This is a genomic window from Pseudomonas sp. OA65 (assembly GCF_017498305.1).
Lineage (GTDB): Bacteria > Pseudomonadota > Gammaproteobacteria > Pseudomonadales > Pseudomonadaceae > Aquipseudomonas > Aquipseudomonas zanjanensis.
This window is the reverse complement of record NZ_JAGDEZ010000003.1, coordinates 217,263-233,092: the sequence shown is the minus strand read 5'-3', so window position 1 is coordinate 233,092 and position 15,830 is coordinate 217,263. Positions and strand designations below refer to the sequence as shown.

At 62.4% G+C, this 15,830-nt stretch carries 14 protein-coding genes; all 14 read right to left on the bottom strand.

From position 1 onward, the window contains the following. Positions 1 to 151 precede the first annotated feature (151 nt). Positions 152 to 1,621 carry an NAD-dependent succinate-semialdehyde dehydrogenase gene (locus J3361_RS03990; protein ID WP_207962630.1) on the bottom strand — a complete coding sequence of 490 codons (1,470 nt, stop codon included), beginning with the start codon at positions 1,619 to 1,621 and terminating at the stop codon, positions 152 to 154. A 16-nt stretch (positions 1,622 to 1,637) separates the two neighbouring features. Next, positions 1,638 to 2,654 carry a dihydrodipicolinate synthase family protein gene (locus tag J3361_RS03985; protein ID WP_207962629.1) on the bottom strand — a complete coding sequence of 339 codons (1,017 nt, stop codon included), beginning with the start codon at positions 2,652 to 2,654 and terminating at the stop codon, positions 1,638 to 1,640. A 28-nt stretch (positions 2,655 to 2,682) separates the two neighbouring features. After that, positions 2,683 to 3,693: an NAD(P)-binding domain-containing protein gene (locus J3361_RS03980; RefSeq protein ID WP_207962628.1), complete on the bottom strand. Its 1,011-nt coding sequence runs from the start codon at positions 3,691 to 3,693 to the stop codon at positions 2,683 to 2,685. 99 nt (positions 3,694 to 3,792) lie between these two features. Next, positions 3,793 to 4,743 (bottom strand): LysR family transcriptional regulator, encoded by a 951-nt coding sequence (locus J3361_RS03975; RefSeq protein WP_207962627.1) that lies wholly within the window; start codon positions 4,741 to 4,743, stop codon positions 3,793 to 3,795. Continuing rightward, entirely contained in the window at positions 4,740 to 5,471 is a 732-nt protein-coding gene (locus tag J3361_RS03970; protein ID WP_207962626.1) for a FadR/GntR family transcriptional regulator, read from the bottom strand. Before J3361_RS03970 ends, J3361_RS03975 begins: the two co-directional genes overlap by 4 nt. Further along, on the bottom strand, positions 5,468 to 6,253 hold the full coding sequence (locus tag J3361_RS03965; protein WP_207962625.1) for a cyclase family protein: 786 nt from the start codon (positions 6,251 to 6,253) through the stop codon (positions 5,468 to 5,470). Before J3361_RS03965 ends, J3361_RS03970 begins: the two co-directional genes overlap by 4 nt. Then, positions 6,240 to 7,247 carry an NAD-dependent epimerase/dehydratase family protein gene (locus J3361_RS03960; RefSeq protein WP_207962624.1) on the bottom strand — a complete coding sequence of 336 codons (1,008 nt, stop codon included), beginning with the start codon at positions 7,245 to 7,247 and terminating at the stop codon, positions 6,240 to 6,242. Before J3361_RS03960 ends, J3361_RS03965 begins: the two co-directional genes overlap by 14 nt. Continuing rightward, positions 7,238 to 8,230, bottom strand: coding sequence for a fumarylacetoacetate hydrolase family protein (locus J3361_RS03955; RefSeq protein ID WP_207962622.1), 993 nt, complete (start codon positions 8,228 to 8,230; stop codon positions 7,238 to 7,240). The genes J3361_RS03960 and J3361_RS03955 overlap by 10 nt, the downstream gene beginning before the upstream one ends. Beyond that, positions 8,227 to 8,799 carry a cupin domain-containing protein gene (locus J3361_RS03950; protein ID WP_207962620.1) on the bottom strand — a complete coding sequence of 191 codons (573 nt, stop codon included), beginning with the start codon at positions 8,797 to 8,799 and terminating at the stop codon, positions 8,227 to 8,229. The genes J3361_RS03955 and J3361_RS03950 overlap by 4 nt, the downstream gene beginning before the upstream one ends. 63 nt (positions 8,800 to 8,862) lie before the next feature. Continuing rightward, positions 8,863 to 9,813 carry a PDR/VanB family oxidoreductase gene (locus tag J3361_RS03945; protein ID WP_207962618.1) on the bottom strand — a complete coding sequence of 317 codons (951 nt, stop codon included), beginning with the start codon at positions 9,811 to 9,813 and terminating at the stop codon, positions 8,863 to 8,865. Continuing rightward, positions 9,813 to 10,856 (bottom strand): aromatic ring-hydroxylating dioxygenase subunit alpha, encoded by a 1,044-nt coding sequence (locus J3361_RS03940; RefSeq protein ID WP_207962617.1) that lies wholly within the window; start codon positions 10,854 to 10,856, stop codon positions 9,813 to 9,815. Before J3361_RS03940 ends, J3361_RS03945 begins: the two co-directional genes overlap by 1 nt. Further along, entirely contained in the window at positions 10,853 to 11,926 is a 1,074-nt protein-coding gene (locus tag J3361_RS03935) for an aromatic ring-hydroxylating dioxygenase subunit alpha (RefSeq protein ID WP_207962616.1), read from the bottom strand. The genes J3361_RS03940 and J3361_RS03935 overlap by 4 nt, the downstream gene beginning before the upstream one ends. A gap of 39 nt (positions 11,927 to 11,965) precedes the next feature. Continuing rightward, entirely contained in the window at positions 11,966 to 13,168 is a 1,203-nt protein-coding gene (locus tag J3361_RS03930; RefSeq protein WP_207962615.1) for an MFS transporter, read from the bottom strand. 126 nt (positions 13,169 to 13,294) lie between these two features. Further along, on the bottom strand, positions 13,295 to 15,826 hold the full coding sequence (locus J3361_RS03925) for an MMPL family transporter (protein ID WP_207962614.1): 2,532 nt from the start codon (positions 15,824 to 15,826) through the stop codon (positions 13,295 to 13,297). Positions 15,827 to 15,830: the final 4 nt, after the last annotated feature.

Sequence of the window (15,830 nt, the reverse complement as noted above, 5' to 3'; positions counted from 1 at the left end):
GCACAATCCGAGGTATCGCTGGCGGCGATGGGTCTCGCAGGTAAGCCGGGGGCATTGCTCCGAGTGCCTGCCTTTGCGGCAGAACAAATACAAAAGCCGATGAACGACGGCTCACACGAACCGCCATCCACCGGCCTTTAACGACGGTTGTTCACACGCTTTCCAAGCCATCCCAGCAGAGATACTTCACCTCAAGAAACTCGTCGATCCCAAGGTGCGAACCCTCTCGCCCAAGCCCGCTCTGCTTCACGCCACCGAAAGGCGCGACTTCATTTGAAATCAAGCCACAGTTGATGCCCACCATGCCCGACTCGATGCGCGCGGCGTTGCGCCAGATACGCGCCGCGTCACGGCTGAACAGATACGCCGCCAGGCCAAACTCGCTGTCGTTGGCCATGGCAATGGCTTGGTCATCCGTGTCGAAACGCACCAGTGGCATGACCGGGCCGAAAATCTCTTCGCGAGCGACCCGCATCCCATGGGTCACATCGGCCAGCAACGTGGGCTGGAAGAAACATCCACCCAACGCATGGGGTTTGCCGCCGGACAGCAGCCGGGCCCCTTGCGCCAAAGCATCATCCACCAACGCCTGGGATTTTCGTACCGCTGCGTCATCGATCAACGGCCCGACCTGTACACCCGGCTCAAGGCCATTGCCGACCTTCAAGCGCGCCATGCGCTCGACGATACGCCCGGCCAATGCGTCATAAACCGCTGACTGCACCAGCACCCGATTCGCGCCAATACAGGACTGCCCACCGTTGCGAAACTTGGCCAACATCACCCCGTCAGCGGCAGCATCCAGATCAGCATCATCGAAGACAATGAACGGGGCGTTGCCGCCCAGCTCCATGGAGCATTTCTTGACCGTCTGTGCCGCTTGCGCCAGCAGCAGCCGGCCCACTTCCGTGGACCCGGTAAACGTGAGTTTGCGCACCAACGGGTTGGCCGTGAGTTCACCGGCAATGTCACGAGTGTCATTACCCGTGATCACACTGAAAACGCCTGCCGGCACACCCGCCCGCTGAGCGAGTTCGGCGAGTGCCAGCGCGGTCAGGGGCGTCTGGCTGGCCGGCTTCACGACCATGGTGCAGCCGGCCGCGAGGGCCGGAGCGGCCTTGCGTGTAATCATCGCAGCGGGGAAATTCCAGGGCGTGATCGCGGCGCAGACGCCGATGGGTTCGCGCAGGACCACAATGCGTTGAGTGTCCTTTACGCCCGGAATCAGATCACCGCGCACCCGTGTGGCTTCCTCGCCAAACCAGCGCACAAAAGACGCCGCGTAATCGACCTCACCCCGCGCCTCCTCCAGGGGCTTGCCCTCCTCCAGGGTAATCAGCGTGGCAAGGTCCTCCCGATGTTCGACCATCAACTCATACCAGCGGCGCAATACCTCGCCACGGCGTTTGGCCGTCAGGCGCCGCCATGGGCCAAAGGCTTCGTGCGCGGCGTCGATTGCGTGCCGGACTTCAGCTTCGCGACAGCGCGGCAACTCGGCCAGCACCGTTTGATCCACCGGATTACGCAGCGTGTAGTGACCGTGCGGCGTCTCGGCCAGCCACTCACCGGCGATATAGGCACCGTTACGCCACAGCGTAGGATCCTTAAGTAAATGCTTCACTGTGCAACCCTCCCGATCAGCACGGATGACGCCCGATCATGAAGGCGCTATCAGGGTCCGAAGTCACTGGCAGCCCCGACGCTACCAAGCCTTGGCGCAGCGACTTCATGAAGCGATCCGGCACACGCATCGCCGGGGCACGCAGTGGGCCGCCGTTGAAGCCGGCGAGCCAGTCCTGGTATTTCCACATCGTGCGGTTGAGCACCCCGGTGCCGCCGGCATAGCTCTGCGCGGCGGCGCCGTTGGCGCTGCGTGCCGGATTGACCTTCCAATACAACTCCATCGCCTCTTCAAAGCGCCCCGTGCGGGCCAGCTCGAACGCTTTCGGGTAGTAGTCGCTCATCCAGGCGGTGTTGCTGGTGCCGGAAAACTGCAACTTCATCAGGCTCATCAGGGGGATTGCGTCGCCTTCGATCGGGCAACTGATCACCACCTGATCGCGGAAGTGGTGATACATCTCACAAATGCCCGCTGGCAGCGGGAACCCTTGCTCGGACTTGATGGCGGCGATATTCGGGCAATCGGCCAACAGCCGACGAACCAACTCCAACGACATCCCCGCTGGATGCACGCGCTCGAAGCCCCATAGCGGGATCGGAAAGAGCATGACCGCAAGGTCCGTCGCGTCGCAGAACGCCTTGGTGTAGTCGTAGATTTCCTGCTCGTTGGTCGGCCAGAACTGCGGCGGATAGGACAGCAGGACGATGTCGGCACCGGCATTCTCGGCGAGCTTCACCGCCTCGATGTTCTCGGCAAGGGTGCCAAAGGCCGCGTGGAAGAACAGGATCAGGTTTTTCCCCGACTCACGGGCCCACGCCGTGAACTGCGCGTTCTCCTGGGGAGAGATCGCCAATTCGCTGCACAGCAACGTGGCGCTGTAGCCCAGGCCTACCGTCTGTTCAATGTCGTGGCGAATGCCACGTTCGTTGAGTCGCTTCAGATCGGCACTGAAACTTGGGATGGTGACCGCCGAGCAGCCCACCAGGTTTTCCCGCGCCCAGGCACGGGCATCTGCTTTCTTGTATGTGGCCATGATGATTTTCCTTCGAACAGTGGAGGGGTTATTTCGAGACAGGGACAATGCTGGCGGGCAACTCGATGCCGAGGCCTTGTTGCCGGGCGCGCTCGTACAGCGCTTGGGCGACGACGACGTCCTGCAGCGCCGAGCCAACAGACTTGTAGAGAACGATGTCGCTTTCGTTTTGCCGTGGGGTGACACGACCCGCGACGAGGTCCGACAGCGCGACCAATTTGTCGGCGACATAAACGCCGGCACTGATCGCCGCAATGGCGTCGCCGGTATCGTGAAGCACCTCTTGCGGCATATCGGCGACGATGCAGACGGCTCGCTCCATCGTGACCGGGTCAACTTCCCTTTGCTCAGGCAAGGTGGAGCCCAACGACACGACCGTAGCGCCAGGGCAAAGCCACGCGCCTTGCAACACAGGCGACTCGTCACGGCTGCGGGCGGCACAAATCACCACATCACAATCCTGCACGGCCTCTTGCGCGCTGTTCACCGCTTGGATATCCAGCCCAGGCCTGAAGCTCTCGGCAAAACGCTCGCGGCTAGCGGGCGTTGGACTGAATACCCGGACCTGCGCCACATCGCGCACGGACTTGAGGCAGTCCAATGCGCCACGGGCCTCAAACCCCGAGCCAATCACCCCCACCCGCAACGCGCGCTTGGGCGCCAGCAAATCGACCGCCAACGCAGCGGTTGCCGCGGTGCGCAATCCCGTTACCCGATTGCCATCGATCAGGGCACTGAGCGCCATGGTTTGCTGGTTGAACAATGCGATCAGGTAGCTGGCGCAGCGCGCCCGCATGGAAGCCGCGATCAACTTGCAGCCCATATGGCCGCCAGCCGGAGGTACAGCGGTCAAACTGCGCAGCCAGATACCGTCGCCCCGGGCCATGGAGCGAGGCGGTACCATGGCGTCCGATGCGGGACTTGCATACGCCTCGGCGAGCGCGGCGACGGCGGTGCTCCAGTCGGCGAGCGAGGCCACATCGGCGTCACTGAGAAAAAGCGTCGGGGCAATGGCTTGGAGTTGTTGGGCGTGATGCATGGCGCAAACCTCGCAATCGGGGATCAGTCGTTGGTTGACTGACACCCTACGAGGCGCGCCCCCCACCGAATACTGCTGGGGATGCAAAGCAGCTATCGCTTAAATCGATGGCATGGACAGATTGCAAATTAGCCGCCGTATTTCACGGGAAGCACGGGTCAAAGGGCGACGGGGCGACTCGACCAGCACGACAAAGCGCTCCAACACGGGCGCGATGATGCGTGATGAAATCAATCGTTGATCCAGCGAGCCGGGCAGCACGGAGGCAATCGCATAGCCTCCGCCAGCCGCGACGACTTCGTACTGGAGCTGGACCGAGTCGGCTTCCACAGCCACGCACAGTTCCACGCCTTGCTCCGCAGCCAAATGATCGAGCCTGGCCCTCAGCAGATGCGGTCGCCCTGGTACGACCAATGGCAGCCCCGATAGATTTTCCAGCGCAATATCTCGACTTCCGAACAGCGGATCGGCGGCGGGACCTACCAGGTGCAGCGGTAGCCTGGCCAGCAGATGGGCTTGGCCGATGCTCGCCTCGCTCTCGCGCAGCACCAGCGCCATATCCAGACGACCATCGTGCAACTGCTCTTCGAGTTGAGCGCTCGCGCCCTCGATCAGGTGCAATCTCACCCCGGGCATCTGCGCGCGCACCGCAGAAAAGAGCGTCCCCGCAAACCGGCGCACCGCGGAAGGCAACATGCCCACGACCACCTCCCCCACCGGTTTTCCACGCAGGTTGCGAATGTCATCGGCAAGGCTTTCAGCGTTCGCCAGAAGATCCGATATACAGGGCAGCAACTGCTCGCCAAATTCGGTCAGCACCACCCCGCGCCCGGTGCGATGGAACAGGCGTTCGCCACATTGCGATTCGAGCAGGGCAATATTGCGACTCACCATGGACTGCGGCATGTCCAGCAGCACGGCCGCTTTGCTGAGACTGCCAGCCGTCACGACACGGACGAACAAGGTCCAGCGAGGATCGATGATGGTGAGCGCCGTGGCGGGCGGCGGCGTGGCCGTGTCCGGCACCGAGTAGCTCTGGTTATCCGTCATGTCATCAACTCTTGGCGGGCCTGGTCCAAGTACTCGCGACTGTCCTGAAGGTGCAGGCGCATCGCGGCACACGCACACTCAGCGTCCCGATTGAAGATCGCCTGGTAAATCTGTTCGTGCTCGCTTTGCATGCGCTGTTCGTAGTGCTGCGGCTCATCGTGAAACAGCCGCGCGCAATCCAGTCGGCTGCGGGGGATGATGACCTCCCCCAGGTTGAGCAGTGTGCTGGCGATGTAGGGGTTGCCGGTCGCCTGGGCAATGCCCAAATGGAATTGAAAATCCAACGCCGCCCGATCATTGACGCTGACTGCAGGCAGGCCGAGCTGATCGAGCAGCACCCGCAACCCCGCCAACTGATCCGGGCTACGTCGCTGGGCGGCGAGCCCGGCGGCTTCCACCTCAAGACCGATCCGAAACTCCATGATCGCCAGCGAGTCAGTGATGATGCCGAGGGTAGCCGGATCGATGAAGGCCCCCAGCGACAGGGTGCTGCCGCGCACAAACGTGCCGATGCCGTGGCGTGTCTCAACCATTCCAGCCGCCTGTAGACGCGACATGGCCTCGCGCACCACGGTCCTGCTGACGCCATGCGCCAGCATTAGGGCCGACTCGGTGGGCAACTGTTCACCGCCACGCAGCCGTCCCTCGATAATGTGCTCCGACAGCAGCGCCTCAAGCCCTTGGGACAGGCTGCCACGCTTTTTTCCACCGGCCGCTGGCGCGCTCATTCCTCGAAAATCGCGACGGCGCGGACGAAACCGGCCGAAGCGTGCCTGATCTTGTAGGGGAAGCAGGACACCTGGAAGCCATGGGCCGGTAAGCATTCCAGATTGGCCAGTTTTTCCATCTGGCCGTAACCGATGTCGCGTCCGGCCTTGTGCCCTTCCCAGATGATCGAGGCGTCGCCCGTGGCGGCGAAGCGTTCGCGGGTGTACTTGAACGGCGCGTCCCAGCTCCAGGCATCGGTGCCGACCACACGCACGCCGCGTTCCAGCAAGTACAACGTGGCCTCACGGCCGATGCCGACCCCGGCGTCCAGGTACCCTGGCTGGCCGAACAGCGCGCCCGCACGGGTGTTGACCAGGACAATGTCCAGCGGCCGTAGGACATGGCCAATACGCTCCAGCTCGGCTTGCACTTGGGCGGCGTTGACCACATGGCCATCCGGTAAATGACGAAAGTCCAGCTTCACGCCCGGTTGCAAGCACCAATCCAGCGGCAGCTCATCGATGCCGAAAGCCGGCTTGCCGCCGTCGGTAGTCGAGGCGTAGTGCCAAGGGGCGTCCATGTGCGTACCGCTGTGCGTCGTGATGTGCAGGCGCTCAGCCGCCCAGGATTCGTCGCCGGGCAATTGCGCCTTGGACAGGCCGGGAAACATCGCGGCCATTTCCGGCCAGCCTTGCTGATGGTCCATGTAGTCGATTTTCGGCAACAACGGCGGTGGATCGGTGTAGGGGTTGTTGTCCAGGGTCACGGACAGGTCCACCAGGCGGCGTTTAGTTGGTTGCATGATCGGTCACTCCAAGCGCCACCCGCCCCCGCGCACGACGCGCCGAGCCAGCAGGCTTCAAACTGTTACGTATCAAGGCGGCAGCCGAGCCGTCATGGCGAAAGCCAAGGGCCCGGGCCAGTGGGGTTTTCATCGCCGGGAAACTGCCGAACAACGCTTGCAGCCCGGCATCCGGTGCGAAGCTGATCAGTCCGCGGCGTTCCTCGCCGTAGGCAGCGGCCAGGGCATCGATGACCTGGGCAATGGACAGGTGCAACAACGGCAGTTGCCAGACGCGTGATTCGCCGAGCTCGGCGGTCGGCAGTTCGGCGGCTCGCAGCAGGTTATCGACGCAGCACCGCACCGACATCCACCACGCCTGTGACTGCGGCGACACCGGGCAGCAATACGGCTCGCCTTCGGCAAAGGCATGCAGCAGATCACTCATGAACGCCGAACGCAGCCCATTGGGTTCACGTGGACGGGCGACGATGCCGGGCAAGCGCACGGCGCGACCGTCCACCTCACCTCGTCGGGCAAGGTCATTGATCGCCATTTCCACCATCGCCTTGTGCGCCCCGTAACTCAACTGCGGGTGCGGCACCGCACGCTCATCGAGGCGCGCCGACAGGTCGCCGCCGTACACCGCCACGCTGCTGGCGTACACCAGCACCGGCCGTCCCGGTTGTTCGCGCAGTTGGTCAAGCAATTCCAGGCTTGCCAACAGGTTGACCTGATAGCCCAGCGAATAGTGCTGCTCGGCCGCTCCACCCGGGATGCTGACCAAGTGAAAAACCACATCGATGCCATCGGCCAAGGCGCGGCGCAATAGCGCGGCGTCGGTGACACTGCCGCAATGCTGGCGCAGGCGCTTATCCTCAGCGAACCCCACCAATTCCTTATCCAGCAATATCAACGCGCTGATCGACCGGCCTCGCAACTCATTGGTTTGGAGCAATCGCTTCACCAGCGCCCGGCCGACAAAACCATTGGCCCCGGTAATCATCACGCGCATGGGAGGCCTCCGGGCACGATGCACTGGTCTATCGCCCCGAACACCGACTGCCCTTGCACATCGAAGACCTCCATGCGCACGCGGTCGCCAAAGCGCATGAAGGACGTCCGTGGCGCGCCGTGCTCGATCATCTCAACGGCACGACGTTCGGCAATGCAGGCAGCGCCCACCGTGGGGTCGGCATTGGAAACCGTGCCGGAACCGATCACGCAGCCAGCCCTGAGGCGCCGGGTCAGTGCTGCATGGGCGATCAACTGATGAAAGCCGAAATGCATGGCACCACCGTGTGCATGACCGAACCACTGGCCATTCCACTCGACCCTCAGCGGCAGGTGCACCCGCCCGTCGCGCCAGCCTTCGCCCAACTCGTCGGGGGTGATTGCCACCGGGGCAAAACTTGACGAGGATTTGGCCTGGATAAACCCGAAGCCCGTCTTCATCTCTCGGGGTGCAAGTGCGCGCAAGCTGATGTCGTTGACTTGCACAATGAGCCGAATATGGTCGATGGCGTCTTGTGCCGAGCAACCCATGGGAACCTCATCGACCACCACGGCGAATTCACCTTCGAAGTCGATGCCATGGGTTTCACTGGGCAGCACGATGTCGTCGTGAGCCCCCAGAAAGTCATCGCCACAGCCCTGATACATCAGCGGCGTGTGTTCAACACCTTCGATCGGATCCAGCCCAAAAGCCTTCTGCATCCGCTCCCCGTGACTGAGGAACGACGAGGCATCCAACCACTGCCAGGCGCGCGGCAAGGGTGCGGCGGCCTGCGCTGGATCGAAGGCAAAGGCACCGGCCTGGGCGCCTTCATTCAAGGCGTCATACCGCGCGCGCAAATCGGTTTCCACGCTTGGCCATTGCTCAATGGCATCCTGCAGCGTTGCGGCAATATCGCTGGCATCCACCGCCCAGGCCAAGTCGCGCGACACCACCAGCAGGCGACCGTCACGGTTGTGATCTTTCAGGGTGCTGAGCTTCATGCCGGTTCTCCTTGCAGCTCGGGGGCGAAGCGACCATCGAGCAGCACAAACAGCATGCGCGCCATCTGCTCGGTGCGATTGCTCCAGGCGTGGTTGGTGCCGCGCTGCACGACGATGTCACCGCGTTTGAGATGCACTTCCTCGCCATCGAGCACCAGCCACACCTCGCCCTCGGTGACCACGCCGTAATCGAGGGTTTCGGTGCGGTGCATCAGCTTGTGCTTGGAGTCCGCCTGCCCCGTGCCGGCGTGGGCCTGGCCAATTTCGGCGAAGGCCGCCGCGGCATCCTCGGTGCTGACCTGGTTCTGCACACTGTCTGGGGGAATATCCACCACGCGGATGACACTGCCCAATGGTGCGGGGCTCAGTTGAAGCGGCTTGTTGGTGGGGTCGTCGCCGTTATCCAGCACGGCCGGGCTCGCGCCGCTGTTCCAGATCTCATGGAAGACCGTGCCGGGCACGGCCTTGAGCGGAAAGCTGTTGGGCGTTGGTCCGCTGAGCGCGACCACCGCCAAGCCCTGGGCATCGTGCCCGGTGACCACGCGTTTGAAACCAGGAAGCTGTTGCATGTTCGAGTCCTCAATCAGTTGGCGAAACGCGCCAGCGGGTATCGATGAATTCATGAGAAAACCTTAAAGATCGAGCACCAGCCGCGCGCTCTTCGCGCGCGAGCAGCAAGGCGTGAACTGGTCGTTGCGGGCCCGCTCGGCATCGGTCAGGAACATGTCGCGATGGTCCGGCTCGCCTTCCAGTACACGCGTGAGGCAGGTGCCACAGATGCCCTGCTCGCAGGACAAAGGGATGTCGATGCCGGCCTCCAGCAACACCTGGGCGACGCTGAGCGTGGCCGGCACTTGGAAGCTCTGCCCGGTGCTAGCCAGTTGCACCTCGAAGCCGCCCGCCTCACCCGCCAGGACAGCGGCGGCAAAGTACTCACGGTGCAGTTGCGCTTCGGCCCAGCCTTGCGCGCGCGCCGTGCCGAGAACGTGCTCCATGAAACCGTTGGGGCCACAGACATACAGGTGACGGTCGGCGGCTGGCCCGGATAGAACCTGAGCGACGTCGAGACGCTGGACCTCCTCTCCATCGTCCACATGAACCTGGACGCAAGCGGCAAATGTCGAACGGCGGATGTACTCGATAAAGGCCATGCGCCCGGCCGAGCGACCGCAATAGTGCAGCTCGAAAGGCGCGCCGATCCGCGCCAGGCGCTCGGCCATGCAGAGGATCGGCGTGATGCCGATACCGCCGGCGAACAGCACGCTGTACCCCGCGCCATGCTCAAGCGGGAACAAGTTGCGTGGCTCGCTGATGCGCAGGCGACTACCTTCGTGCACCTGCTCGTGCATGACCTGCGAACCGCCGCGAGACGCCGGGTCGAGCAACACGCCCAACAGGTAGCGGTGGCGTTCTTCGGGGTGATTGCACAGCGAGTACTGGCGCACCAGGCCATTGGGCAGATACACATCGATATGCGAGCCGGCGCTGAAGGCAGGCAGCATGGAATCGTCGACCGGGGCCAGTTCGAAACTGTAGATGCCTTCGGCTTCGCGACGCTTGCGGGTGACGACGACTTCAATCATCACTTGGCACCCGCAGGCTGCTCGGCAGCAATCATCCGATCGAGTACACGCCGCGCGCGGATGGCGCCTGCATCACCGATCAGCAGGACCGGTTTCAAGTCCCAGAACGACGCATCGCCCATCATGCGCTGCTGGGCCTCGAGCATTGGCAAGTCTTCATCGGTAAAAGGCCGGTTGATCGCGGCCGCTTGTTCGTCAGCGAATCGCTCGGCGAATTCGCCCATTGCCTTGGGAAAACAGACTGAGAACCAATAGTGAGTCGTGGTCTCGGTCTCCGGGGTGAAGAGGTGCGGAATCGGTGTGGAAACGCCCTTATCCCTGGGGAGACCGGTCGCCACTGCACCAGAAAACAGCAACATGTTCGCAGGCGCATCCCAACGCACATCGATCCAACGGTCCACTGGTGTGCCCTGAGGAATGTTCCAGGCGGTGTAGAGAAACTCCGGCATGATTTCCGCAACCGTCTGGCGGTTGGACCAAACGGTGTTGCCCTCCTCTTGCACGCTAGTCAATGCACCCTTGACGCCATCGCCACCCAACGTAGACGGATGCAAGAACTCGATATGACTCAGGTCCATGATGTTGTCGGTTTCCAGCACGTAGTTGGCTCTCGCGTGCAAGTAGCGTTTGCCGACATACCAATGGTCTTCATCCATGCAACTGAAATCCGGAATCAGCGTCGCATCGGCCAAGTTTGGATCACCCATCCAGATCCACAGCAGGCTGTAGCGTTCGACCAACGGGTAGGCCTTGACCTTTGCCGCCTTGGGAATTGCACCATCGCCGTGGGGGTTATGCACACAGGCGCCACTGCCATCGAATTCCAGGCCGTGGTACGGACAACGCACCGCATCGCCTTTGAGGATTCCCATGCCCAGGGGCGCGAAACGGTGGGGGCAGCGATCGGCAATGGCCTGGGCACTACCTTGGGTGTCGCGGAAAAACACCACGGGTTCACTGAGCAGGGTTCGTTGGAACAGCTCCCCGGCCTTGACCTCGGTGCCCCAGGCGGCTGCGTACCAGGTGTTGCGTAGAAAGCTCATCGCGATTCCTCTTTTTCAAAGTCTGATGACCGACTGGCTTGCGCCGCCGTGCGTTCGGCTTCAATCAATCGACGCAGGACACGTCGACAGCGCACGGCCCCTGCATCGACGGGTAGCAACACAGGGTTGAGGCCAAGCAGTTCAACCTCACCAATCTGGCGCTGCTGGGCCTCGACCATGGGTTTGTCTTCGCCGGCGAAAATGCCGATCAACATCTCCTGGACGAAGGCATTCAACTGCGCATTGTCCTGCTCGAAACTGCGCGTATTGGCGAAGAAATAATGGGTGTTGGCCGCGTCCTGCGGCGTCATCAGATGCAGGTTCCAGGTCACGGGTCCCTCTTCCCTGGGGCGCCCTGGAGGCGTGGCGCCACTGCCCAGCAACATCAGACCGGGTGCGTGCCAGATGACTTCAGCCCAGACGTCTGCCCGGGTCGGGTCTTCAAGGTGAGCGCCGAACGCCGGCGGCGGCACATTGTCCGGCGCCCACCAACTGATGCGCACGCGATCGTTGGGCAATTCCTCGATGTCGGCGCGCGTGCGTGACAAGGCTCCGCCACCGAGCGTGTCCGGGTGCAGGAAATCAACGTGGCTCAGGTCCATGATGTTGTCGGACAGCAGTTCGTAGTGCGCGCGCGTAGGCAGATACCCATGCCCCTTGGCGTGGGTTGGCGCCTGGTCGAGGAAAGAGAAATCAGGAATCAAGGTGCCGCTGGCCAGGTGACGATCGCCTGGCCAGACCCAGATAGCCCCGTGGCGCTCAACCACCGCGAAGCCGCTAACACAGGCGGCCTTGGGGATGTTTCCTTCGCCATGGGGATTGTGCGTACATTGGCCGCTGCCATCGAAACGCAAGCCGTGGTACGGGCACTGAACGCTGTCACCGACAATCTTTCCCATGTGCAGTGGGGCAAAACGGTGCGGGCAACGATCGGCGAGCGCTTGGATCCGTCCCTGGCTGTCGCGAAAGAAGACCATGGGTTGTTCGACGATGGTCCTGCCAAGCATCGACCCTGGCGCCAGCTCGTCCGCCCACCCGGCGATGTACCAGGTGTTGAGCAAATAACTCATGTTGTTCTCCTCTTGTTCTTGTTTTCTTGAGACGTGAGATCAGCGATCAAGCTCTGCGGCTGCCGCAGCGGGAAAAGCCGACCCGCTACCGCGCAACCGCATACAGGCCACGGCCACCACAAACTGAACGCCCGCAACGATTCCCAACGCGGCGGGCAAGGTGCCGCTCAACCCACCGGTAATCGCCAGCACCACCAGCGGGCTGGCAAACTCACCGGCGAAGAACATCGCCGTGAAGCCGCCGGCCGCGCGGCCGCGCTGCTGGAAGTCGACCTGGCTCATGATCCAGGTGAGCAGGGTCGGCATCATCAGGCCGATGCCCAGGCCGTTGATCAGGACGGCGATCACCACCAGTGCGTGACTGTCGGCTATCGCCAGCAGCCCGCCACCCATCCCGGCCGCGACGAAGGCCAGGAGCATCTGCCGGTGCGCCGGCACACCACTGAACAGACGAAAACTCAGGGCGCCGACCAATACGCCGAACTGATTGGCGCCCATGGTCAAGCCGATCTGCTGGGACCCTTCGACGTGCAACAGGTTGAGCAGATAACCGACTTGTACCGGCACGATGAACAGGCTCAAGCCCGCCAGGAAAGCCAAGCCATACAACGGTGCCAAGGTGCGCCAGGGAAATGCCCTGCTCATCGGTTTTTTCTGAATGGCCGCATGCCCACGCGGCTCCCAGAGCAACCAGGCCATCAGCGGCAGGCACACCAGACCCAGTCCATACAGGGCAAACGGAGTGCGCCAGCCGTGCTCGCCGAGCACGCCACCGACGGCAATGAAAATCGCCGCCGACAACGACGTCGCGACCATTTGCAGGGCAAACATCCGTTCACGCCGCGCACCGCTGTAGTAGTCGCCCATCATCGTGGTGCAGCAGGTCATGATCGCTGCCTCGGCCAGGCCGATGCCGGCGCGGCTGACTACGATCGCCTGCAACGAATCCAGCCAGAGCGGCAGCACGCCACAGATGGTGTAGAGGCACATCGCACCGATCAGCAACGGTTTGCGCCCGAGTCGGTCGGCGATGATTCCGGCGAAGGGTGCGAACAGGGCAATCATCAGCGCCGGTAGCGTCAGGGCGATGGGAACCAGCACCGCGACGCCCGGGGTGTCGGCGAAGTGTTGCTGCATACGTGGCAGGACGGGGGCCAGCAGCACGGCCCCCAGGACCGGCAAGCAACTGCCGAGCAACAGCAACAAGGACTGCGGCAACCGCGCCTGGCGTTCAACGTTCATCGCGCACCTCCGCAGGTTGCGCCGCGCAAAATGCCATACCGAAGGCGCTCAGGCCGGCGATGAGGTCGAACCATAGAAACTGCTGGAACAGATGCACACGAGACATGGGAAAGTCCTTTCTTGTTGTTATGACGCGACGGGATGAGCGGCCACCGTTGGCGTCTGATCGTGCCCCGGAGCCAGGCGCAGCGAATGTTTCACGCAGGCCCCCTCTTCGATTAAGGCAGGCGTCAGCGCCAAGCTGGTCGGATGGCTGGGTTCGGCCTCGGCCGGTCCCGCGCTTACACGCTCGCTCGGCAACAGGAAGTGCGCCAGGGCCGGCAACAGGACCAGCGCACCAACCATGTTCCAGACGAACATGAAGGCCAGCAGCACGCCCATGTCGGCCTGGAACTTGATCGGCGAAAACATCCATGTGGCCACGCCGATCGCCAGGGTCACACCGGTCAGCATCACCACCTTGCCGGTGGAAAGCAGCGCCCGGTAATACGACTCCGACAGGCTGGTGCCCTGGCGCATATGGCCGAGCAGGATGCTCATCACATACAGCGCGTAGTCGACGCCGATGCCCACGCCCAGGGCGATCACCGGCAGCGTCGCAACCTTGATGCCGATGTTCAGCCAGACCATCAGCGCCTCACAGAGGATCGACGTGAGCATCAGCGGAATCACCGCGCAAATCGTGGCGCGCCAGGAACGGAAGGTAATCAGGCACAACAGGATCACCGCGCCGTAGACCCAGAACAGCATTTCGCGGTTGGCCTGCTTGACGACAATGTTGGTCGCGGCCTCGATCCCGGCATTGCCAGCGGCCAGGAGGAACTGGACGTCGTTGGTATTGTTCGCCGCGGCGAATTGCTCGACGTGATCCACCAGGCGACTCAGGGTTTGCGCCTTATGGTCGGAGAGGTAGACGTACAGCGTCAGCAGGCTGCAGTCTTCGTTGTACAGCCCGCGCGGCGCCCCGGCGGTGACCATGTTGAGCATCGCCTGGTTGTTCTGCAGCTCGTACCACTTCGGGCTGCCTTCGCTCAGACCCACCAGCATGCGGCGGTTGAGCAGTGCCAGGGAATTGGTCGAATCCACCCCTGGCAAGGTACGCAACTGCCAGTCGAGGGCATCGACCTTGTTCAAGATGTCATAGCGCGAACAGGCGCTGGCGGGGGTCTTGATCATGACCGCGAACAGATCGCTGCTGGCGCCGTAATGCCGGGTCAGGAAGGCATCATCCTGGTTATAGCGCGAGTCGGCCCGCAGCTCGGGCGCGCCCGCATCCAGGTCACCTACTTGCAACTGCAGGCTGACCACAAAACCGAGCGTCGCCAGCGCCACGCTCAGGGCGATGCACAACGCTGCCCAGCGGCGCTGGGTGAACAGGTCGAGGAAACGCCAAAACCCGTGGCGATGCTGACCCGCTTGTTCAGCGTGCTCGCTTTTGAGGCTCAGTTGCGCCGCGCGGCCGCTGACCCCAACGTAGGAAAGCAAGATGGGAAGCAAGATCAAATTGGTGAAGATCAGCACGGCCACGCCAATACTGGCGATCATCGCCAGGTCCTGGATCACCTGGATCTTGATGATCATCAGCACCGCGAAGCCAACCGCATCACAGAGCAGCGCGGTGAGACCGGCAAGGAACAGGCGGCGGAAAGTAAAGCGTGCGGCGACCACCCGGTGCATGCCCCGCCCGATGTCCTGCATGATGCCGTTCATCTTCTGTGCGCCATGGCTCATGCCAATGGCAAACACCAGGAACGGCACCAGCACTGAGTAGGGATCCAGTTGATAATCCAGCAGCGGCAGCAAACCGAGCTGCCAGACCACCGCCACCAATGAGCAGAACACCACCAGCAAGGTGCTGCGAATGCAGCGGGTGTACCAATACAACACGACCGTGGTGATCAGGATCGCCACGGCGAAGAAGATCAGGATCTGCCGCAGGCCGGCGATGAGGTCGCCGACTTTCTTGGCGAAACCGGTGATGCGGATGTCGATGCTGTCGCTCTGGTATTGGCTGCGCAACGACTCCAGTTGCTGCGACAGCTGGGTGTAGTCCAGCGGTCGGCCGTCGGGGGTTCGCTGCAACAGCGGCACCTGGATGATGCTTGAGGCCTGATCGAACGCCACCAACTGGCCGATTTCGTTGGACAGCTGCACATTGCGCCGCAATGCCGCCAGGCTCGCGGCGCCGCCATCGTAATTGTCCGGAATGACTGGCCCACCCTCCAGGCCCGCTTCTGTCACCGCCACCCAGCGCGTGGCCGGCGTCCAGAGCGATTTCATGTACGCACGGTCGACACCGGGCAGCAGGTAGATCTTGTCGCTCAATGCTTGCAGGGTCTTGAGGTAAGCGCTGTCGTAGATATCGCCCTGCTTGTTGACCACCGCGATGCGCACCGAGTTACCCAGCCCACTCAGTTCCTTCTGGTGCTCAAGGTAGTTGGCGATATAGGGGTGATGGGTGGGAATCATTTTTTCGAAACTGGCATTGAGCTCAACACGGCTGGACTGCCAACCCAGTACCAGCGTGGTCGCCAGGCACAGCAGCAACACCCACAGGCGATGGTTGAACAGGGCTCGCTCGAGCACCGAACCGGAACGCGGATCAAAGTCTTCGAACGCATTCGCGGGGGACTGGGAAAAATTACCTGGGGACTTCATAACC

Bases quoted from the DNA above. Each gene is read 5' to 3' on its own strand.
- J3361_RS03960 (WP_207962624.1), bottom strand. From the start codon at position 7,247: ATGCGCGTGATGATTACCGGGGCCAATGGTTTTGTCGGCCGGGCGCTG.
- J3361_RS03970 (WP_207962626.1), bottom strand. From the start codon at position 5,471: ATGAGCGCGCCAGCGGCCGGTGGAAAAAAGCGTGGCAGCCTGTCCCAA.
- J3361_RS03955 (WP_207962622.1), bottom strand. From the start codon at position 8,230: ATGAAGCTCAGCACCCTGAAAGATCACAACCGTGACGGTCGCCTGCTG.
- J3361_RS03975 (WP_207962627.1), bottom strand. From the start codon at position 4,743: ATGACGGATAACCAGAGCTACTCGGTGCCGGACACGGCCACGCCGCCG.
- J3361_RS03930 (WP_207962615.1), bottom strand. From the start codon at position 13,168: ATGAACGTTGAACGCCAGGCGCGGTTGCCGCAGTCCTTGTTGCTGTTG.
- J3361_RS03985 (WP_207962629.1), bottom strand. From the start codon at position 2,654: ATGGCCACATACAAGAAAGCAGATGCCCGTGCCTGGGCGCGGGAAAAC.
- J3361_RS03965 (WP_207962625.1), bottom strand. From the start codon at position 6,253: ATGCAACCAACTAAACGCCGCCTGGTGGACCTGTCCGTGACCCTGGAC.
- J3361_RS03980 (WP_207962628.1), bottom strand. From the start codon at position 3,693: ATGCATCACGCCCAACAACTCCAAGCCATTGCCCCGACGCTTTTTCTC.
- J3361_RS03935 (WP_207962616.1), bottom strand. From the start codon at position 11,926: ATGAGTTATTTGCTCAACACCTGGTACATCGCCGGGTGGGCGGACGAG.
- J3361_RS03945 (WP_207962618.1), bottom strand. From the start codon at position 9,813: ATGATTGAAGTCGTCGTCACCCGCAAGCGTCGCGAAGCCGAAGGCATC.
- J3361_RS03950 (WP_207962620.1), bottom strand. From the start codon at position 8,799: ATGCAACAGCTTCCTGGTTTCAAACGCGTGGTCACCGGGCACGATGCC.
- J3361_RS03940 (WP_207962617.1), bottom strand. From the start codon at position 10,856: ATGAGCTTTCTACGCAACACCTGGTACGCAGCCGCCTGGGGCACCGAG.
- J3361_RS03925 (WP_207962614.1), bottom strand. From the start codon at position 15,826: ATGAAGTCCCCAGGTAATTTTTCCCAGTCCCCCGCGAATGCGTTCGAA.